Genomic DNA, 20852 nt, shown 5'->3' on the forward strand with positions numbered 1-20852 from the left:
GCAACCGTACTCCTAGAGGAATGACGGTCACACACGGGCAACCGTTGTGACAGAACCCGGCTTACAGTCCGACTCCCGCATACTGTCAGCCAAAGGCTCAATCATGCCTGAAAGTTCCATCCCCCTCTCAGGGCAGATCAAACCCTGGGCCATACTTCTGGCGGCCGGGCAGGGCAGCCGCCTTGCCGCCGCCGCTGACGGCCGTGCCAAGCAGTTTCTGCACTGGCGGGGCGCGCCCCTGTACTGGCACTCCGCCAGGGCCATGAGCCGCAGCGCGGTAGTGGCGGGCATTGTTTTTGTTTTTCCCCAAAACGGACATGCGGAACACGAGGAGAGCCTGCGTGAGCTTCATGCGGCCGAAGATCTGGGCATTCCCTGGCTCACGGCTGTCGGTGGCGAAATGCGGCAGGATTCCGTACGTAACGCCCTGTGCGTGTTGCCCGCGGATGCCCGTCATGTACTTATCCACGACGCGGCGCGTCCTTTCCTGACGCCCGCTCTGGTGCGCAGCGTCTGCGAAGCTTTGCAGCGCGGCGCGTGCGGGGTTATTCCGGCCGTGCCCGTGACGGACACCATCAAGACCGTTACTGACGGCCTTGTCACAGGAACCTTGCCGCGTCAGGCCCTCATGGCTGTTCAGACGCCACAGGGCTTTTCTTCAGACCTTTTGCGCCAGGCGCATGCCCATGCCAGGGAAACGGGATTGAACGTCACGGATGACGCCTCCCTCCTGGAAGCCATGGGACACCGCGTTCATGTGGTTGAAGGCGAGGCTGCCAACGTGAAAATTACCAATCCCGACGACCTGGCCCTTTTGCATGAGGCCCCTGCCCTGCCGCGTCCCTGCACCGGCATGGGCTATGATGTGCACCGTTACGGCCCTGGCCGCCCCATGCGACTGGGGGGAATTCTCATTCCCGCAGGCCCCGAGGTTGTGGCCCACTCCGACGGCGATGTCCTCCTTCATGCCCTAACCGATGCCGTGCTCGGCTGCGCGGGCCTGGGCGATATCGGCCAGCACTTTCCCGACAAAGACCCCCGCTTTGACAACATTTCTTCGGCGCTTCTGCTGGATCAGGCTCTGGACATGGCGCGGCAGGCAGGCGTGCGCCTGTGCCACGCAGATATGACAGTTGTTGCCCAGACGCCACGCCTTGCGCCCTACCGCGAAGAGATCAAAAAAAATATCGCTCGCCTGCTGGCTCTGCCGCCCGCCTGCGTCAATCTTAAGGCCAGCACCGAGGAGGGACTGGGCTTTACGGGCCGCGCCGAGGGCATCAAGGCATACGCCGCTGTTACAGCGTGGGCAGAAGACTGCCCCGCTCTTGTGCCGCCTTCTCCATTGCAACGCGACATCTGATTCCATAAGGATCGCCATGAACACAGAACTGCACCGTCCCTGGTTTGCCCACTATGACGCCTTTGTCCCCCGCATTACCGAGCCGTGGGACAAGCCTCTATACGCCATGCTGGACGAAGCCGCGGACAAATATCCCAACCGCCCGGCGATCATTTTTCATAATACGCGCATTTCCTACAAAAAACTGCACGAATCTGCCGAACTTTTCGCAGGGGCGCTCAAGCGCCTTGGCGTAAAGACCGGCCAGCGCGTCGCCCTCATGATGCCCAACATGCCGCAGACGGTCATCGCCTTTTGGGGCATCATCAAGGCCGGGGCAGTGGTGGTCATGACCAATCCATTGTATATGGAAAAAGAAATCATGGCCAATATGCAGGACTCCGGGGCGGAACATATTGTCATGCTCGACATGCTCTGGCCGCGCGTTTCCGCTCTGCGTGACCGCCTGCCCCTGCGCAATTTTATCATAACCGGTGCGGCCGACGCCCTGTCTTTTCCCCTTAACTGGCTGTACCGTCTTAAAAAGGGCCGTAGCAAAAAGGCCCCCATCCCCTACGACGGCAAAAACGTTTTTGAGTGGAAAAAACTGTTCAAGGGCGCGGAGCGCTATTCCGCCCCCATTGCCGACCCCATGCATGACCCCATCATGCTCCAGTACACGGGCGGCACCACGGGCCTGCCCAAGGGCGTCACCCTGACGCATTCCAACCTGGGCACCAACTGCAGTCAGGTGCTGGACATCATCAACGTCAAGGCAGAAGACCACCACACCTTCATATCGCTTCTGCCCTTTTTTCATGTGTATGGTCTTACGACCGGGCTTATCATCCCCATTGCCCTGGCCGCCACCACCCTGCCGCTGCCCCGGTACGTGCCACAAGACGTGCTGCGCCTCATAGCCAAGCACAAACCCAGCATTTTCCCTGGCGCGCCTTCGGTGTACATTTCTCTTTTGCAGCAAAAAAATCTGGCCCAATTCAACCTGCACAGCATCAAGATATGCGTGTCCGGCTCGGCGCCGCTGCCAAGAGAAATCTTCCGCCAGTTTCAGGAAACTACCGGAGCATCCATTCTTGAGGGCTACGGGCTTACCGAGGCATCGCCCATCACCCACTGCAACCCCCTGGGCAGACAGGGGCAGAAGCCCAACTCCATTGGCATGCCCCTGCCCGGCACCGACGCCCGCATCGTGGATATGGAAGGCGGCTCCCTGACCCTGCCCCCCGGCAAGATGGGTGAACTTATCGTCTCGGGGCCGCAGATCATGAGCGGTTACTGGCGGCGGCCCGATGAGTCGGCCAGCGCCCTGCGCAACGGCTGGCTCTATACCGGCGACCTGGCCACCATGGATGAAGACGGCTATTTTTACATTGTGGACAGAAAGAAGGACATGGTCATTGTCAGCGGTTACAACGTGTACCCCCGAGAGGTGGATGAAGTACTGCTGGAACACCCCAAGGTTCAGGAAGCGGTGAGCGTGGGCATACGCGACGATGTTCGCGGTGAAGTGCTCAAGGCATATGTTGTGCCCCAGGAAGGGGAAGAACTCACCAAGGCCGACATCATCGCCTGGTGCCGCCAGAAGCTTGCCGGATACAAAGTGCCGCGCCTTGTGGAGTTCCGCAAGGAACTGCCCAAGACCATTGTGGGCAAAGTACTCAGGCGCGCTCTGCGCGAAGAGGAAGAAGCAAAGATGGCCAAACGCAAGCAGCGCAAGGCGCAAAATGGCACACCAGCCAGCGCGGCAGGGAATGGCGAAGAACCCATGGGGCATTCCTGATGCGTATTCTGGCCCAAAGGGTCACGGAAGCTTCCGTCAGCGTTGATGGCCGCCAGGTGGCGGCCATCGGCCCTGGCATTATGGCTCTGGTGGGCTTTGGGCAGGAAGACGGGCCTGATTTCAATACAAGCCCGGCATTTCAGGGCATGGCGCATAAGCTGCTTGGTTTGCGCATCTTTCCCGGCCAGGGCGAACTTGCCCACAAGTTTCATACTTCGCTTGAAGAGTTTGGCGGCCAGCTTCTTCTTGTCCCCCAGTTCACCCTGTACGCAGACTGCCGCAAAGGGCGACGCCCATCCTTTACCGATGCGGGAAACCCCGACTGGGCAAGACCCATGTTTGACTATTTTGTGAAGATGGTTGACGAATCTTGTGCCGTCAGCGTATCTTCAGGCATCTTCGGTGCCGATATGGCGGTACGCCTGTGCAACTGGGGACCTGTCACCATATGGCTTGATTCGGCAAATCTTTTTGCCAGTTGACGCCCGCGTAGCCTGGAGGGCAGCCTGTGTTTACCCTGCAAGCGGAGTCTCATAAAAACGTCACGGTTCTGCGTTATCTGGGCGATATGCTCTTGCCTGATGTTCCCCAGTTCAGCCGCCAACTGGAAGCACACCTTCTGGCCCCTGGCATCAAACAGGTTATTCTGGATCTGAGCCACGTTGACAAGGTGGACTCCTCCGGGCTGGGAGTGCTTGTGAGCGCCAGCACCAAGAGCCGGGGGCACGGCAGAAGACTGGTTCTCCTGACACCGGCGCCTCATGTGGCGGAGCTTTTGAAAAAAGTGGAAATTGAGGGTTTTTTTCCCACTTTTGACAGCGAAGAGGAATTGAAGGGCTATATCCCCGACGCTGCGGACTGACCGCCCGGGCGCATGCTTACAGGCTTTACGGATGGTGCATGGTGCAATACTATCTGCGGCATTACTTCAATCCCGATTTCGACCACCTCCACCTCAAACCGGGCGGAGAGAACGGCTCTTCTGACGTCTATAGCCTGGGGTATGTCCAGAACGCTATTGACGGGCAGGTGCTCGCTGAAATCATCCCCCTTGAAGACGCCGGGCCGGATCCTGACCCCCGCTTTATGCTTGACCAGCACAAGTTTCCGGCTGGCCCCAACACCCGCGTAGACCCCCAATATCCCAATTATCTGCTCGCTGCCGCCAACGGCTACGTGTTCTACCTCGACGGCAAAATCACGGTAAAATGTCTGCTCAATGTCCGTCAGGACATCAGCTTTCAGACAGGCAATATTTTCTTTGTGGGCGACATGGCCATTCACGGCTCCGTGCGGGCGGGCTTTTCCGTCCAGGCCAACAATGTGCGCATAATGGGCATGGTGGAAGGCGGCGTTGTGCGCGCCAGACGCAATCTCATGATTGACGGCGGCGTGCGGGGCGGCGCAGGACAGCACAGCCTGGTGGATGCCGGGGGCAAACTGCTCTCCCCCTTTCTGGAAAAAGTGGAGGCCCGCGCCCGCGACAATATCGTTATTGAAAAAAGTTGCCTGTATTCCACTGTGTATGCCGGAGCCAGCATCGTCGTCCGTGAACTTGCGTACGGGGGCATCATCAACGCCTACGGCAGCGTTTATATTGGCAAGCAGCTTGGCAACAAGGCCGGCATTCCCACCAAGGTCTACTTGGGCTATGACCCGCTGAGCATTCGCCAGTTGGAAAAAATCGACAGCATCATTGCCCAGCAGTCACAGACCATCACCCACCTCAATGCCGTTGCAGGACACCTGCCGCCCGAAACCAATGAAACGAGCCGCAAACTGGAGGCTCTGCGGGCGCAGCGCCAGCAGCTCATCAAGCGGCGCAACGATCTCTGGACTCGCCTTTCCCTGGACGAAAACTATATGCACAACTGTCGCCTGCTGGTGCCGGGGCGCATATATCCTGGCGTGGAGCTTTCCATCGGGCGTGCCTTCCTCACCATTGACAGCATCCACGACAAGGTGGTGTGTCGTCTGGTTGATAATGAAATTATCATCGAGCATTTGCAGCACTCTCATCTGGGCGCGCCTCAATGAGCCAGCCAGGTTCCCTGCCAGACCAATACTCGTTTCGCGCAATCTACCCTTGTGGCGAGAACATCGCCCCCGATGCTGCTCCTGTTGACCTGGAAGCCGTCAGCGGCGTACGCAGCTTCGCCATGCTTTCACCTGGCGGCCCGGAAAGAGAAACAGCCGTCGTCCAGGCACTGCCGGACGAACAGTTGCGCGACGCCCTGCCTGTGCTCCTCGGCTGTGGCATGGGGCATGCCCTGAAGCTCTTGCTTGAGCGCTGTGCAGGCCCTGTGGCCGTTGTGGAAAAAGAAGTTGAAATCCAGAAACTTAGCGGTACCATTACCGCTCTGCCTCCACAAGAACGCCAAAGAGTGCAGCTTGTCTCCGCCTGTAACGCGGATGAAGCCTTGCGCCAGCTGACCCACTGGCAGGCACAACACAAGGACTTGCGCCTGTTGCCCCTGCCCCTGCCCTTCTACCTGCGCCTTGACCGCGCCTACTACGGCCGCCTGCAAAAAGAGCTTGCGGCCAGCGCCCAGTTCGACTTCTGGAGCCGGGCCACAGGGCCGCGATTTGCGGACGCGCAGCCGCGTGTACTTCTGCTCACCAGCAAATATTTTCTCATGGGTGAGGTAGAGGGGGCGTGCCGCAGGCTTGGCCTTGAGTACAAGCTTGTGCATATCAAGGACGACACTCTGGCCTGCACTGATTTTGTACAGCAATTGCTGGAAGCCGTGGTGTCGTTCCGCCCGGACTGCTGCATCACGCTGAATCACATGGGCGTGGACGTTGAAGGCGTGCTCATGGATCTGCTGGCCCGTTTGCAGCTGCCCCTGGCCTCATGGTTTGTGGACAATCCCCATCTCATCATCCACCTGTATTCCCGTTGCGTCAGCCCCTGGACAACCCTGTTCACCTGGGATGCGGACAATATCGAAAGTTTGCGTGCGTCAGGCTTTGAGCATGTTTTCTATCTGCCCCTGGGCACGGATCCTGATCGCTTTCATCCCGACAAGGGCGCAGACACCCCTGCTGCGTGGCAGGCGGATATCTCCTTTGTGGGAAATTCAATGGTCTACAAAGTGGCCGGCCGCCTGAAACACGGGCGCTTTCCCCGTGCCCTGCTGATCCCCTTCAATGAGGTTTCACAGGCTTTTATGGAGAGCGAGCAGCGCTCTGTGGCCGACTTTCTGCGCGAGGCCTTTCCTCAGGTATTTGCCCTGTATGAAGCCCTGCCTGATAATGAGGCAAGGCTCGCTTATGAAACTGCCGTCACCTGGCAAGCCACGCGCCTGTACCGCAATGGCTGCGTGCGCCGCCTTTTGCCCCTGAAACCGCTTATTGTGGGTGATGACGGCTGGAAGGCCGAATTCAGGCACGAGCCAGTCCAGCCGCGTTATCTGGACGCGCTGAGCTACTACACTGACCTGCCGCGCTTCTACTGCCGCTCGCTGGTGAATTTCAACTGTACCAGCAAGCAGATGAAAGGGGCGGTGAACCAGAGAATTTTTGACGTGCCCGCCGCCGGTTCCTTTGTTCTTACTGACTGGCGACCCCAGATGGAGCAGCTCTTTGAGCCGCATGAAATGGTCTGCTACCGTGACCCCGATGAAGCGCCGCATCTGGCGCGGCACTATCTGGCCAACCACACCGAACGCCAGGCCGTCGCCCAGCGGGCCCGCAAGCGTGTTCTGGCCTGCCATACCTGGGCGCACCGCCTGCAAACGCTGCTGCAGCACATGCGCCAGGTATACGGAACCCCTGCCGCCAATACTCCCCCGGGGCACAGGGAGCGCGCATGAGTGCAGACCCCATACTTGTCCTCCAGATGCACCGTATGGGGGACCTGATCCTCACTCTCCCCCTGCTCTTGCACCTGCTGCGTCATCGCCCGGAACATGAACTGTGGGTCACAGCCGAACCGCAGTTTTTTCAGGGGCTCATGCCTCTTTTGCCCAATGTGGTTTTTTTTCCGCCAAGTCATTGCGACGCCCTGGCCCAGCGCCATTATGAGCTGGCCATTAATCTGAGCAGCCGGCCGCAGGCTCTGGACTGCCAGGCGCGGCTCAAGGCGGCCCGCAAACTTGGCCCGGAACTGCTGGCAAAAAACAGCGTGCCCGGCGGGTTCAGCAATCAGCATGTTCGCGGCTACTGGCAGTTGTACCGGGCCGCCCTGACGCAAAACAACTGGAACAATGCATTCCACTGGGCAGACCTGCACCTGCTGGATCTTTTCACACACCCCAACCTGTCGGGGGTAGCACACCCACGGGCAAAGGCTGCCGGTACGCGGCGCGTGGGGCTGGTGCTTGGCGCGAGTGAAGCGGCCAAACGGCCAGACGTCGATTTTTGGGCACGGCTGGTGCGGCGTCTGGCTGCGGAAGGCGTCCTGCCGCTGCTTCTTGGCGGCCCCGCAGAACAGGAAATGGGACGCGAAGTGGCCCGTAAAGCCGGACTGCGCGGCGCTGACCTGTGCGGACGCCTGTCTCTCAAAGACCTTGCGGCGCTCATGCGCACACTGGATCTGTGCGTCACCCCTGATACTGGGCCCATGCATCTGGCGGATATGACAGGCGTACCGGTGCTTAACCTTTCAATGGGGCCGGTACATGCCCGTGAAACGGGCCCATTGTCTCCGGGGCAGTATGTACTGCGCGCCGCCATGAGCTGCGTCGGCTGCTGGCAGTGCCACCGCAGCCAGCTTTTTTGCAAGCAGGCTTTCACGCCCCCCGGTGTGGCGGCCCTGATTATGAGCCTGCTGCACTCTTCCGGGCGCCCGGCTGTGCCGCCGGGTCTGGCCCTGTCCCGTACGGGCCGCGATGCCAGGGGGCTGCACAGCCTTGAACGGCTGGAGGCTCCGGCAGAAAAAAGTTGCCGCCCGCTGCTGGAAGATTTCTGGCAGGCCGTCTTTCTTTTCCTCTATGACCCCGACCAGCGCGGGTTACTGGTGCAGAGGTTCGAAACGCTGCATACCGCCTTTCCTCTTGTGACCAAAAGCATTGCCATGGGCCTTGCCGCGCTGTGCGGCCAGTGCGCGCAACATCTCAGGATGTCCGGATCTGTCTTGCCGGGCGGCTTCTGGCGTTCTCAGCCGCCTGCCATACGTCTTTTTACCGGCTACATTCATATGCGCTTGCAGAATGATGGCTATTCTTCCCAAGCCTGGAACAACGCGCTGAAAACTCTGGATGAAATCAGCTCCTTTTTCACCCGCTTGCCCTGAAAATTGTTCCTTTTCCGCCAACATGCGCCGTGCTTGCGGCCCTGTCCTCTCCCCCCCAATTCCGGCAATACTTGCCTTTTCCTTCAAACGCCATAAAACATAACATACCAATATTATTATTTTTATATTTTGGAACACTCTTTGAATGGGAAGGACATCAAGGAGTGCACGATGCAGATTATTCCCACAAGCGCCGGATCATTTGATTCCTTCATCAGCAGCACCAAGGAAGACTCTTCCTTTGCTGACTTTTTCGCTTCTGTGCATGACGCTATCAACAGCATGCAAGAAGGTGAAAACGTCTCGGTTAGTTCAGCGCTTGAGGAAGAGCAGCCCGCAGCCGCTGCGCCCAAGGTACAGAGTCCCTACAGCCGCGCCACTACCAATGGCGTAACATATACTCTTGATGAGGTGTGCTTCACCAAGCAGGAACTGACGCAGCTGCGCTACGACCTTGTGAAGGCCGGAGCGCCAGAAACCGCCCTGAAAAAGCTTGATGCTCTGGCAGGACAGCCCGACGGCGCAACCCTTGCTCAGGTTATGGCCAGCTTACAGACCTTGGACGGCGCGCCCCAACTCAGTGATGACGATAAGGCCCAGATCACCTCGCTGCTCAAAAAAATAGACCCTTCGGGCGTTCTGGACGCACGGGTGCAGCAGCTCATGGCCGAAGGCAAAGGAGAAGCGGCGCTCGGCACTGTCTATGCTTTTATTTCACAGATGGACGCCACCACGACTCTTGAGGTGGGCGCGACAGAAGCCCTTGCCTTCGGGCGCGGTCTGGGACTTGATACCTCAAGCCTGCAAACACTGGTCAACACTTTTGGCGGCAACAGCAGCGCCAATCTTCTTGTTGGACAGTTTTCCACACTCATGGCTCCTGCAAGCGGTTTTTTCAATGAGCAAAAGACAGCCCAAAAGCAACTGGACACTGCCCTGCAAACGACCTTGCAGCCCCTTGTGAGCAAGGCCCGCGCCCGTACGGAAAAAGAACGTCAGGCAGCCGCCCTGCGCATAAAAGAAGCCCAGCAAAGCAAGGTTCTCATCAGCAAAACGGTATCCAAAAACAGCCGTCAGATGCTGGACGAGACGTTGAATGCTGCGGGCAATGAAGGCACAAGCCCCGTTGACGCCGAAAGCGCACTGCGCCAGAGCGACGCCATAAGCAGAAAGCTTGACGGCAGCCAGAGCGCCGGTATTGGCCATGCAGGAAGTCAGGAAGCAAAAGCTTCTGCCGACACAGGGTTTTCCAAGGTTTCTTCCAACAGGGATCAGGCATCCAACACCCAGAGCGCCACCAACAGGCGCTCCGAAGATACGCCTCTGACGCGCGCAACTGACGAGCGCCAAAACGATACAGGCCGCCGCCACTCGAGCGAGAACCGCCAGGACGCCAACGGCGGGACTGAGCGTGATTCATCCTGGAATGAGCTCACCCGCAAAGTTGAAACAAGCCCCATCCTTACCATGCGGCAGGACACTCAGGTCGCGCCTTCCATAATGCATAATCCCAATGTTGTCCTTGAGCAGACCGAAGCCGTTGCGCAGCCCGCCCCCCTGGCGAGGTATGTTGGGCAGCAAGTTGAGCAGGGCCTGCTTTCAAGTTCCCGCAATGGCACGACGCGTCTTGACCTGCAGCTGCACCCGCAGGAACTGGGGGCCATCACCCTCAGCCTCAGCCTGCGCAATGGCGAGGTGAGCGCGACCATACGCTCCGAAAAAACAGAGACCGCCGAAATTGTCACCCGCCAGCTTGATGCCATCCGCGCCAACCTTGAACAGCAAGGCCTTAAAGTTGACAAGGTGGAAGTGCAACTGAGTTCGCACCAGCAGGACGAAAATGCCTGGCAAAATCTGGATCAGCACAACTCATGGCAGGAAGAAGATGCCCGGCGTGAAGAACTTGCGCGGTTAAAGCAACTTTCAACAATGCGAAATCCTACAGATAATTCTGATGGAACCATTTTGGAACAGCCTGTGCATTCTTCTGCCCATGCGGCAAGATATGCCACCCGTTCATTAAATGTGGTGGCGTAAAACCAGCCGAGCGTAAGGAACAAGCCATGGCCAGCACCATTACCAATTCACTGAACCAGACCAACAATGAGTTCAATACCGCCCTGAGCAAGCAGAAGGGCAGTAGTCTGGACAAGGACTCCTTCATGCTTTTGCTGGTGACGCAGTTCAAGTATCAGGACCCCTTGAATCCGATGGATGATAAGGAATTTATTGCCCAGATGGCGCAGTTCTCCAGTCTTGAGCAGCTCATGAACCTCAATACGAGCATGGAAAGCCTTACAACTGCCACCAACAATCAGCAGATGATCAACGCCACTTCCTACATAGGCAAGCAGGTGACGATTTCGGGCAACTCCATAGGCAAGACTACTGACGAGACGACCAAGGAAACCACCATCACGCGTTTCCGTTACTCTCCTGCGGACAATACCGCTGGCGGAACCATCACGGTTCGCGATGCCGATAACAATGCCGTCTACGTCGAAGAGCTCAGCGCCAAGAACAAGGGTACGACTTACGAATTCTTATGGAACGGCAAGAACACTGACGGCACTGTGGCAGGCGACGGCGTATACACGGTCAACCTTGTACTGCGCGACAGCAAGGGGGACGCTGTTCTTTCTGACCAGGTGGTGGACGCCAAGGTAACAGGCGTTGTGACTGATAGCGGCGTGGTTTACCTCGGCCTTGAGGGCGGCCAGCTCATGCCCCTTGCCAATGTACGCCAGGTCATGCTGCCCGCGACAACAACTGCAACTGACAGCAGTGGCACAAGCACGGGTACAACCACCGACAGCAGCACGGCCACCGCGAGCAGTGCAGTAGCATCCAGTGCAGCAGCCATAAGTACGGCAGTCAGCAATGCGGCAGCCAGCAGCGCTGCGGCCATCAAGACGGCAGCCAGTGACGCGGCAGCCAGCAGCGCAGCGGCCATCAAGGCGGCAGCCAGCGACGCGGCAGCCAACAGCAACATCAGTCTGAGCGACGTGCTTTAACAACTGTAAATCGGCAAAATGGGCCAAGGCAGCGCATAATAACGCGCCCGCTCAATAATAAAGATATCCCCCTATCCCAAGACACGGAGGAAGTTATGGGTCTTTCAGCCAGCATGTGGACAAGCGTTTCAGGCCTGCTCACCCACGGCCAAAAAATGAACGTGGTCGGCAACAATATAGCCAACGTGAGTACTCTTGGATTCAAGAGCCAGCGTATGGACTTCAACGATTATCTGTACAGGGGCATCGGCACAACCAGCGGCACCAGCCAGATCGGCGCGGGAGCCGGCGTGTACGCCATCCTGGGCGATTTTTCGCAGGGGTCGCTTGAGACCACCAACTCAGCCACTGACCTTGCTATTGACGGCAATGGGTTCTTCCAGGTGCGCAAGCCCAACAGCGAGCAGATGTATTACTCACGCGCTGGCGACTTTTATTTCAACAAAAGCCGTGAACTCCAGAACCCTGAGGGCTATTTGCTGCAAGGCTGGAAGGTTAACAACGAAAAGAAGCTGACGTTCAACAACGGCGCTACCAACCTTGGCAATGCCAATCTGAGCAAGTCGGCGTATGTTGGTTCAGGAACCCCCACGGACATCGTGCTGGACAGCTGGAATATCGTTCCCCAGCAGACCACCAACGTCACTTTCACCATGGGGCTTACCAATGATGGCAATGGTGATCGCACCACAAGCAGCACCAGCCCCATGACCGCCCTCTTTGATCTGTGGGATGGGAAAAGCACCCCGCCAATAGCCGATACCGCCTATGCCACGCAGTCCAGCATTGATGTCTACGATGAAGGCGGCGGCACCCATACAATGACGGTCTACTATGACCAGGTTGACGCCAGCAAAACAGATTCCAACGGTGATTCCATCTACAATATCAAAGGATTGCCCGCCGGATACACGGTGTATGAATATCTGGTCACCATTCCCCCTTCGCAGGACAACCGCAGCTTTGGCGGCACAGGGTACAATGAGGCCACCAACACCTGGACTACTGAGCCGACCAAGTTTTACAACGACCCCACGGCTGGCACCAACAAGAATGCGGGTGTGCTCATGAGCGGCGTCATGATCTTTAACGCCAGTGGTCAGCTGGTCAACCAGACCGCCTACACCTATGGCGCTACGGAAACGCCTGCCGCCAACAACCAGGTGGCCGTGGATCCTTCGCTCAAAACTTCCTGGCAGCCAACCAAGGTGTCCAGCAACGGGCTGCCGGTTTTTTCCGCCAACTTCACGGGACAACCCTTGGCCAACAGTGTGAGCGAAACCATGTCCAGTGGCGCGGGAACGCCTGTAAGCCAGGTGCAGAATTACATTACAGAACTGGATTTCGGCCTCAAAAGCATGGGCACGCCTACGTGGACGAATAATACGACAACACTCGCCGACCTGGCGGTGCACAGTCCTACTCCACCTGCCACGACGCCTACCCCGTACGTAGACTACTCCAATGTTCCCACCATGACCACCGGGCAACGCCAGGAATACGCCAGCGTGGCCAACACGACATCCTATACTGTACAAAACCGCACTCAGGATGGCTATGCTTCGGGTACATTGAGCAACGTGAGCATAGATAACTCCGGCGTCGTTCATGGGGTCTACTCCAACGGCAAAACCTTGCCCTTGTATCAGATAGCTCTGTATGATTTTCAGAATCATCAGGGTCTGTATCGCGAAGGCGGCAACCTCTTCTCTGCGACAAATGATTCCGGCGAACCGCGACTGGGCGTGGCGGGCGACAATGGCTTTGGCACGACACGAGCTTACAATATTGAACAGTCCAACGTGGATATGACCACAGAGTTCGTGCAGATGATTTCTACTCAACGTGGCTTCCAGGCGAACTCCAAGGGCATCACAACCGTGGACACCATGCTGGAAACCGTTATCGGCATGAAGAGATAGTAAGAAATCTGTTTGAAAGGATGGAGGGTTCGGCTCAAGCGCAGTCGAAAGCCGAACCCTCCGCAGCGTTGGGGATAGCGCTGTACCCTTTCCTTCCGTGCAGGCGTCGGCCATTATGGCCGACGCCTTTTCGTGTGGCCCCTCTGGCTGGCGCAAAACGGCTGGGTTTTCCCAGCAGGTCATTTTTGCGAAGACGCGCTTTAGAGGTCTTGACGCGCCAGCTCCGTCATGAACCGCGCGGACACCGCGCAAATATCCCGCGTATACGCTTTGAACCAAACGCCTGCCAGGCTTTTACAGGCCAGCTTCAAAGTAAAATTGCCCTGACTGTGAAGCATGGTTGGGGCAACACGGCCCAGCATGCCAGCCCCTGCCAGCGCTTTGTGTAACATGACGAAAAAAATTATAAAATTCTGCTTGACACTTTGCTGTTTTTTCCCTTAAAAGAACACCTCACAGCGCGTCCCCATCGTCTAGCCGGCCCAGGACAACGGCCTTTCACGCCGTCGACAGGGGTTCAAATCCCCTTGGGGACGCCAATGAAAATAATGGGTTACATCGAAAGGTGTAACCCTTTTTTCATGCGGAAACGGTTACAAAAACGGTTTGAAAAAACTGCTATTTCTGAACTGCCATTTCCGGCCTCAAACACTCTCCCGCTTTTACCTATCCGCAAAAGCCTCCATGACAAGCATTTACGGACGCTCCCAATCCCCAACAGGGTTAGGAGGGGGTTATATACGGCCCCCATTAACAAGGCAGTCCTGTTAAGGTAGTTTTCTTTTGGCAATATTCAAAATAATATCTGGTCGCGTTTCAAAAATGAGGCCTGGCTGTGGACACCAATATGTTGTCATTCTTTTCCTATGGACAGCCAGAGGATAGATTAGGAAGATAGCCGTTGACCAGAACGCACAGGGAAAAGGCACTGGCAGGGCTTTAGAGCATTTTACCCTTGAAAAAGTGTAAATGCTCTAACGCTGCACGAAGTGCAGCGCGCCACAACGTGGCGCGGATTCGGCCGCAAATCACATTTTTCTGCTGAATGAACACTTTGAAATGCTTAACATTTCAAAGTTAGTCTGCTCTAGAGAACAATGTGGTATGAGAGCTACTGGCAATGGATCTAAAAATGGGGTGATTATCGGGGGAAAGCTCTATGGATATTTCAAAATGGCGGGTATTTACGAAAGTAGCTGAAGTTTTGAATGTTACGGCTGCGGCTGACCAACTTGATATGAGCCAATCCGGAGTCAGTTACACCTTAAAATGCCTGGAACAAGAAACGGGGTTTCCTCTTTTTATTCGCCATCCGCAGGGAGTTACGCTTACGGCTTCAGCCCAGGAGCTTTTGCCTGTCATTCACAATTTTTTGAATGAAAAGGAAAAAGTTGATCAGACCATTGCTCAGATAAACGGTATGACGCGCGGCGTAATTCGGATAGCAAGCTACCAAAGTATTGGAATAACATGGCTCCCCGAAATATTAGAGCAATTTTTGCATGATTTCCCGCATATCCATATCAACATATGGGAAGGCGGCGATGATGATGTCGAACACGCTCTTTTCAATAATGAAGTTGATTTGGCTTTCACAAGTCTGCGCGAGAGGCCAAATTTCGAGTGGATCCAACTCGCAACGGATCAGTTGCAAGCCATTTTTCCCGAAGGGCATCGGTGTGCTTCCAAAGAATGTATCCCGCTTACCCTTTTCAAAGACGAACTTTTTATAACATCCCCAGGTTTTTATGAGCACGATGTAAACTATTTTTTAAAAATGCATGACGTTCAACCAGAAAACATCCTTTGCCATTCCACAGAAGCGTTTTCCATTATGGCTATGGTCAGAAAAGGTCTGGGTTCCAGCCTTCTTTTCACAAGAATCATAGAGGCCGGCGGACTGCACAAGCTGGTGGTAAAGCCGATTTCCCCCCCCATATCCCGGCAATTGGGAATTGCAATAGCATCAAAAGAACAGGCCTCTCCGGCAGCAAAAATTTTTATTGAATATGCTGAAGATATTGTATCAGTAATGAATGATGCGTAATTTTTTACATATTTCACCTGGTATTGTATACATAGAACAATACCCTACTTGAAAAGCGAGCAAATAAGAGCCTCCATCAATTTTTATTGCGGGCTGAGTTATTCAGAAAGTGCCTACGTAGCGTTATTGAATTCAGGCGCTGTGAGTGAACAGAATGCCTCTTGCTTTACCAGTTTTCTGCAAAAACTGGATCCTGACATAGAGTTTTTCTGGCACTGCCAGTCTCCACATCATTCTTTCGGAACAAAGTACACTTGAATTGCTTTTCAGAGGCGGTGGCAGAGGTCGCGCCTTCCAAACATAACATAGTCTCAAGGGTAAACTGCTCCAGGCATTTTATAGCTGGCAAAGCGCGCGCTTTGTCAGCTTTTTTTATAATGCCCCGCAGACCTGTTCAGCAGCTCTCGGGCAGTTCAACCTTGAAATGTAAAGCATTTCAAGGTTGATCTGCCCTAAATACATCTCCACCAGTCCCCCTCCAATACCACCAATGAGCATGGATGCAGGGCATATTTTTTGCCGGATAAAAGCACTGTGCACCCGTACAAAAGCCATAACACCGCTCGAACGTTCCAATATTAAAGTATTAGATTGCTTCAATCACACATTCGATTTGTCTTTGTGTTTGAGAAAGTAGTAATCCTTTCTCAAGAAAAGTAGTTTGTCCGATTCTGCTCCCATTGCTTGAAGAGCATCACACTGTGCGTAAACGAGTAAGAGTACCATCACGCAACACTTACATCTGGAGTTTTGTTATGGCACAACTGGCACACATAAACTATGAAGACGCACCATTTTTACCAGTACACAAAAAAATAACCTTGGGAGTCTATCTGGGACAGATTTCTGATGGTTATACACTTTGTGTTGTGGGCACGGCACTTACCCTGGCAACGACACATCTGGGTTTGACCAGTTTCTGGATGGGGGCGATCGGGGCAGGAGCATTACTGGGCATTCTATTTGGCAGTCTTTGTCTTGGTCCTTTATCTGACAAGTTTGGGCGAAAGCCACTCTTCATACTGTCCATGCTTTTATTCTCCATTGTTACCGCCATCCAATTTTTTATTTCCGATCCACTGGCGCTGGTTGCTACACGTTTTCTGATTGGCGCTTGCATCGGCATGGACTATACGAGCAGCCCTTCTCTGTTGACAGAATGGGTTCCGAGGCGTTTAAGCCCCCGTCTTCTTGGTTCTTTCCTGATCCTTTGGATGACAGGTTTTGTATTTGCCTACTTTATCGGCATTGCCATGCCTGATTTTGGCGAAAACACCTGGCGCTGGATTCTGGTCTCGCCGCTGCTGCCCTCCTCTCTTGCATTTTTATGGCGTCTTTGCTCGGGCATCCCGGAATCCCCCAGGTGGCTTGCAAGCAAGGGCCGCACTGAGGAAGGGCAAGAGCTTATCCGCAAACACCTTGGACCAGAATATTATATGACGGCAAACCTTGAGACCGGAGCAGTCTCCACCTCATGGTTTCAACTCTTCAGCAAAGATCAATGGCGCGCCTCTCTGACCGCGGGCATTTTCTATGCAACCCAGGTCTTCCCCTTCTTCGGGATTGGTATCTTTTTGCCGATGGTTCTGGCTGACATGAACATGGCCGGGCAACTTGCTCCCGGAATCATATACAACCTCTTCATGATCATTGGTGTTCTTGTCGGTGTGTGGCTCATTGAAAAAATTTCCAGAAGAACATTCCTCCTCACCACCTTTTATGCTTCAGCCCTGTTGATGAGCATCATCGCCTTATGGCAAGGCATGCCTACCAATCTTCTTATTGTCATGCTGACTCTCTTCTCCTTTATTCTCAATATCGGCATTGTATTGGAAAACCCCTATCCTGCCGAACTGTTCCCCACCCATCTTCGCGCTTCGGGCGTTGGATTTGCCACTGCGGTAAGCCGTATCGGGGCTGCTGCCGGAACCTTCTTGCTTCCCGTCATTAATGAGCAGTGCGGTATTTATGTGACGCTTGGCGGCTGTGCCGTGTCCCTCTGGCTTGGCGGTATTGTTTGCCAGGCATGGGCGCCTGAAACATCGCAAAAGTTCAAATAGCAGCGTGTATTGGCTGAGATAAGCAGAAAAAACAGCGGAAAGAGTGAAAAACAACCACAACAGGCATTTTTACATTCTCACATACAACCTGCCCCTTTGCATCAAGGCGTAAGAAATACATCTCCAGGTATTGTGCCATAGCGTTTTCGTTCGTGTTGTGAACAACCTCGACCATCTTTTAATGGAGGCAACCATGAGTTTTAAAAGAACATTTCATGCTGTTGAAACGCATGCTGGCGAACCCATGCGCGTTATTACCGGGGGGGTGCCGCATATTCCCGGAAATACCGTATACGAGCAAATGCAGTGGCTCAAAAAAAATGATGACCAGGTCAGACTGCTGATGTTGCGTGAACCGCGTGGCTATCCCCCTCTTTGTTGCAATCTTATTGTTCCACCCAAGCACCCTGATGCTGTTGCCGGATACATCATTATGGAGCAGGTTGAATACCCTCTTATGAGTGGCGGCAACACCTTGTCCGTGGCAACGGTATTGCTGGAAACAGGCATGATCCCCATGCAGGAACCTGTTACCGAATTCACACTGGAAGCTCCTGCCGGGCTCATCGGCATCAAGGCAGAATGCCACAACGGCAAGGTTACAAACGTGACCTTTAAAAACGTGCCTGCCTTTGCCGTCCACCTTGACGCTGTGATTGATGTGCCGAATCTCGGTAAAGTAACAGTGGACGTAGCCTGGGGTGGCATGTTCTATGTCATCGCCGATGTGCGTCAGTTTGACTGGATAAAACTGGTACCCGAACAGGGCGGCGAAATTGCCCGTGTTTCCTCACTCATAATGAAAGCGGCACAAGATCAGTTGCCGGTTGAGCACCCGGATTACCCAGATGTGGGCATCACTATTTCCCAGCTTTCAGGCCCCACGGATAACCCCCAGGCCGACTGGAAAAATGCTGTCACTGTGGCTAGCGGTGAAGTGGACTTTAACAACCCGGCCACCTGGACAGGAGCCCTGGACCGTTGCCCATGCGGTACAGGCACATGCGCAAAAATGGCAACCCTGTACGCCAAGGGCAAACTGGGCCTCAACCAGGCCTTTCGCCATGAAGGCATCCTTGGCAACGTGTTTACCGGGCATTTGGTGGAAGAAGTCCAGATTGGCAAATACAAGGGCGTCATCCCAACCCTCGGCGGTCAGGTCTGGATTTACGGCTACAACACATATGTGCTTGACCCGACAGATCCTTTTGTCAATGGATACACCATTGGCGACATATGGGCATAACACCATAGGGAACGCTGATTGCGCAGTGCTTCCTTCATAAGAATACGGAGTACGGCATGCTTGCATGCCGTACTCTCTTTTATGGCTTCAACCAGTTGAGCGCGTTAGCACGAAACAGAAAACCACCCGCCTATGCTATGATCCCCAGCATGTTTTCAAAGGCTAAGCCTGGTGGGGCTTTTTGCTTTGTCTACCTGAAGGGGATCATAGCGTAAATGCGGGTGGTGCTGATTTGGAGGGTGCATAACATGCAGGCCATTTTCATCGCGAGCGTCGATGGGCTCGGGCTTTCCCGAGGACATGGAAATTGTATTTCCAAAAACGCAAAGGGATATGCCCCATCAAGGAGGACAAAGTAAAAAAGCCCCCAGGCTGAAATTTTCAAATTCTGATGGGCATTTCAAATCCTGATGGGCATTTTAAATCCGGAGGGGCCAGTGAATTAATTTGTTTCTTTTCCCTTTATCAAATCATTTTTTCAGGCAGGACATTTCAGAATCCATAGCTTTCCCCTGGTCCAGAGCGGCACGGGCAGCATCAATGATATGTCCGCGGATTCCCGTGCGATCCAGGTGATTCAGCCCCGCGATCGTCATGCCCGAGGGAGATGTTCCCTGTTCTCGAAGGATCACAGGATGTCTACCTGTCTGTATCGCCAAGCTCGCGCATCCATCCATCAGCGCGGCAGCGATGGTTTGCGACGTTTTTCTGGCTAGCCCCACACTCACGCCAGCTTCACACAAGCTGTCCATAATATGAAAAAGAAAGCCCGGACCGCATCCGGCAAGAGCCGTGAAAGCATTCATGTCACCTTCATCAATATCAATCACGGTTCCCAGGCCATTGAGCAGTGCGCGGGCCATTTCTTTCTCTTTGTGAGAAACTTCTGGCCCGGCGCAAAAACCAAACAGCCCTTTGCCAACTTCGACCAGGGTATTGGGCATAATCCGAATAACCGCAAATTCACTCCCAGCCCATTTGCGAAGACTTTTCAGTGTAACCCCGGCCGCCACAGATATCAGAATTTTTCTGCCGGTGCTGCCCCCGGGCAGCAAACCAGCAATCTCGCACACAACGGCCTCCATCTGCTCCGGCCTGACTGCGATAATAATAATCTCACAGGTTGAAACGAGCTCATGCACTGTTTCTGCAAATAGGATTCCTCGCGGCGCGGCGGCCCGGATTTGTTCGTTTTTTGCATATAAATACAGTGAAAATGCATTGCGAAACTCTGCTGCACGGGTCATGGCACCGGCCAGAGCGCTCCCCATGCTTCCAAAGCCGATCAAGCCAATGGGGACAGAAGAAATTCCTGCACTCATACTATTTCTCTCCAAAAGGTAGCCTGGCCGGTGAAGAGCCAAGGCGCAGAGAAATGTTTATTGAAGCCTGGATGATATTTTTTTCAATGTTCACCAGAGAAGACGCATTAAGCCGCACTGTGGGCGCGGAAACGCTGAGCGTGGCAACCAGCTTGTTCTGGTAGTCGAAAATAGGCACCGCAATACACCGCACGCCCTTGAAAACCTCTTCATAGTCATAGCCCAGACCCGTCTGGCTGACCTTTTCCAGTTCGGCGCGCAGGGCTTCCATGGTCTGTTCAATATGCAGGGCTGGCGATTGTTCACCAATAAGCTTGAGCACTTTTTCTGCCTCTGCCTCTTCAGCAAAGGCCAGAAAAATCTTTCCTGAAGCTGACTGAAACAGGGGGAATGAACTTCCGATGATGGAGTCCTGGCGCAGCATCTGCGAGGTGACCTGCTTGTCCACCACGAGCATTTCTGTACCTGAAACCACACAGAGGTTCACAGTTTCGTCCACAGCTTCAAGAAGTTCTCTGCAATAGGGCCTTGCCATGTCCACCAGACTGGAGTGCTGCAGCACTCTGCTGCCTATGGAAAACAGCTTGAATGAAAGGCAGTATTCACCTCTCTGTTTTTCCTGAAAAACGTAGCCGTTGTCCTCAAGGGTCAGAAGCATACGGTGCACTGTCGTTTTGGGCAGACCCACGGCTCGGCTCAGTTCGGCCAGCTCCCAGCATTTTTGTGTGGAGAGCGTTTCGATAAGCAGGCAGGCTTTTGAGACCGAGCCGATTTCGTAATATTTTTTCGTTTGCGTCACTATTGGATATTCCTGTCAAAATTAAATATGGTCGCTATGGCTTATCCCATAATGCTAGACCAAATG

Annotated in this window: 15 protein-coding genes and 1 tRNA gene; 14 read left to right on the top strand and 2 right to left on the bottom strand. The window is 54.5% G+C overall.

What is annotated here, in order from left to right; genetic code table 11:
* Positions 1 to 136: 136 nt before the first annotated feature.
* From ispD to RBR41_RS02775, 14 genes are all read left to right on the top strand, one after another.
* Positions 137 to 1360, top strand: a complete 1224-nt coding sequence (gene ispD / locus RBR41_RS02710; protein WP_320351454.1) for a 2-C-methyl-D-erythritol 4-phosphate cytidylyltransferase — start codon at positions 137 to 139, stop codon at positions 1358 to 1360.
* 16 nt (positions 1361 to 1376) lie between these two features.
* Entirely contained in the window at positions 1377 to 3140 is a 1764-nt protein-coding gene (locus tag RBR41_RS02715) for a long-chain fatty acid--CoA ligase (protein ID WP_320350841.1), read from the top strand.
* Positions 3140 to 3622, top strand: coding sequence for a D-aminoacyl-tRNA deacylase (gene dtd, locus RBR41_RS02720; protein WP_320350843.1), 483 nt, complete (start codon positions 3140 to 3142; stop codon positions 3620 to 3622). Before RBR41_RS02715 ends, dtd begins: the two co-directional genes overlap by 1 nt.
* Before the next feature lie 26 nt (positions 3623 to 3648).
* Positions 3649 to 4002, top strand: a complete 354-nt coding sequence (locus RBR41_RS02725; protein WP_179981489.1) for an STAS domain-containing protein — start codon at positions 3649 to 3651, stop codon at positions 4000 to 4002.
* A 38-nt stretch (positions 4003 to 4040) separates the two neighbouring features.
* A complete protein-coding gene (locus tag RBR41_RS02730; RefSeq protein WP_320350845.1) occupies positions 4041 to 5177 on the top strand; it encodes a FapA family protein in 1137 nt (378 codons plus the stop codon).
* Positions 5174 to 6955: a glycosyltransferase gene (locus RBR41_RS02735; protein ID WP_320350847.1), complete on the top strand. Its 1782-nt coding sequence runs from the start codon at positions 5174 to 5176 to the stop codon at positions 6953 to 6955. The genes RBR41_RS02730 and RBR41_RS02735 overlap by 4 nt, the downstream gene beginning before the upstream one ends.
* Entirely contained in the window at positions 6952 to 8376 is a 1425-nt protein-coding gene (locus RBR41_RS02740) for a glycosyltransferase family 9 protein (RefSeq protein WP_320350848.1), read from the top strand. The genes RBR41_RS02735 and RBR41_RS02740 overlap by 4 nt, the downstream gene beginning before the upstream one ends.
* Positions 8377 to 8547: 171 nt before the next feature.
* Entirely contained in the window at positions 8548 to 10413 is a 1866-nt protein-coding gene (locus RBR41_RS02745) for a flagellar hook-length control protein FliK (protein WP_320350850.1), read from the top strand.
* A 26-nt stretch (positions 10414 to 10439) separates the two neighbouring features.
* Positions 10440 to 11390: a flagellar hook assembly protein FlgD gene (locus tag RBR41_RS02750; protein ID WP_320350852.1), complete on the top strand. Its 951-nt coding sequence runs from the start codon at positions 10440 to 10442 to the stop codon at positions 11388 to 11390.
* Positions 11391 to 11485: 95 nt separating this feature from the next.
* Positions 11486 to 13312 carry a flagellar hook-basal body complex protein gene (locus tag RBR41_RS02755; RefSeq protein WP_320350854.1) on the top strand — a complete coding sequence of 609 codons (1827 nt, stop codon included), beginning with the start codon at positions 11486 to 11488 and terminating at the stop codon, positions 13310 to 13312.
* Positions 13313 to 13774: 462 nt separating this feature from the next.
* Positions 13775 to 13851: transfer RNA gene (locus tag RBR41_RS02760), tRNA-Glu, on the top strand.
* Between the two features lie 620 nt (positions 13852 to 14471).
* On the top strand, positions 14472 to 15359 hold the full coding sequence (locus RBR41_RS02765) for a LysR family transcriptional regulator (RefSeq protein ID WP_320350856.1): 888 nt from the start codon (positions 14472 to 14474) through the stop codon (positions 15357 to 15359).
* 755 nt (positions 15360 to 16114) lie between these two features.
* Entirely contained in the window at positions 16115 to 17419 is a 1305-nt protein-coding gene (locus RBR41_RS02770) for an MFS transporter (protein ID WP_320350857.1), read from the top strand.
* Positions 17420 to 17612: 193 nt separating this feature from the next.
* The gene (locus tag RBR41_RS02775) at positions 17613 to 18665 is read left to right on the top strand and encodes a proline racemase family protein (RefSeq protein ID WP_320350859.1); all 1053 of its coding nucleotides are present in this window, start codon (positions 17613 to 17615) and stop codon (positions 18663 to 18665) included.
* A gap of 470 nt (positions 18666 to 19135) precedes the next feature.
* Here the strand turns inward: RBR41_RS02775 and proC are convergent, their stop codons facing one another.
* On the bottom strand, positions 19136 to 19987 hold the full coding sequence (gene proC, locus RBR41_RS02780) for a pyrroline-5-carboxylate reductase (RefSeq protein WP_320350861.1): 852 nt from the start codon (positions 19985 to 19987) through the stop codon (positions 19136 to 19138).
* A gap of 1 nt (position 19988) precedes the next feature.
* Positions 19989 to 20786, bottom strand: coding sequence for an IclR family transcriptional regulator (locus RBR41_RS02785; protein ID WP_320350862.1), 798 nt, complete (start codon positions 20784 to 20786; stop codon positions 19989 to 19991).
* Positions 20787 to 20852 lie beyond the last annotated feature (66 nt).

It is taken from the genome of Desulfovibrio sp. (assembly GCF_034006445.1).
GTDB lineage: Bacteria > Desulfobacterota > Desulfovibrionia > Desulfovibrionales > Desulfovibrionaceae > Desulfovibrio.

Excerpts from the sequence above, each read along its gene's own strand:
- RBR41_RS02735 (WP_320350847.1), top strand. The coding sequence starts at position 5,174 with ATGAGCCAGCCAGGTTCCCTGCCAGACCAATACTCGTTTCGCGCAATC.
- RBR41_RS02755 (WP_320350854.1), top strand. The coding sequence starts at position 11,486 with ATGGGTCTTTCAGCCAGCATGTGGACAAGCGTTTCAGGCCTGCTCACC.
- dtd (WP_320350843.1), top strand. The coding sequence starts at position 3,140 with ATGCGTATTCTGGCCCAAAGGGTCACGGAAGCTTCCGTCAGCGTTGAT.
- RBR41_RS02765 (WP_320350856.1), top strand. The coding sequence starts at position 14,472 with ATGGATATTTCAAAATGGCGGGTATTTACGAAAGTAGCTGAAGTTTTG.
- RBR41_RS02750 (WP_320350852.1), top strand. The coding sequence starts at position 10,440 with ATGGCCAGCACCATTACCAATTCACTGAACCAGACCAACAATGAGTTC.
- RBR41_RS02715 (WP_320350841.1), top strand. The coding sequence starts at position 1,377 with ATGAACACAGAACTGCACCGTCCCTGGTTTGCCCACTATGACGCCTTT.
- RBR41_RS02730 (WP_320350845.1), top strand. The coding sequence starts at position 4,041 with ATGGTGCAATACTATCTGCGGCATTACTTCAATCCCGATTTCGACCAC.
- proC (WP_320350861.1), bottom strand. The coding sequence starts at position 19,987 with ATGAGTGCAGGAATTTCTTCTGTCCCCATTGGCTTGATCGGCTTTGGA.
- RBR41_RS02770 (WP_320350857.1), top strand. The coding sequence starts at position 16,115 with ATGGCACAACTGGCACACATAAACTATGAAGACGCACCATTTTTACCA.
- RBR41_RS02745 (WP_320350850.1), top strand. The coding sequence starts at position 8,548 with ATGCAGATTATTCCCACAAGCGCCGGATCATTTGATTCCTTCATCAGC.
- RBR41_RS02775 (WP_320350859.1), top strand. The coding sequence starts at position 17,613 with ATGAGTTTTAAAAGAACATTTCATGCTGTTGAAACGCATGCTGGCGAA.
- RBR41_RS02740 (WP_320350848.1), top strand. The coding sequence starts at position 6,952 with ATGAGTGCAGACCCCATACTTGTCCTCCAGATGCACCGTATGGGGGAC.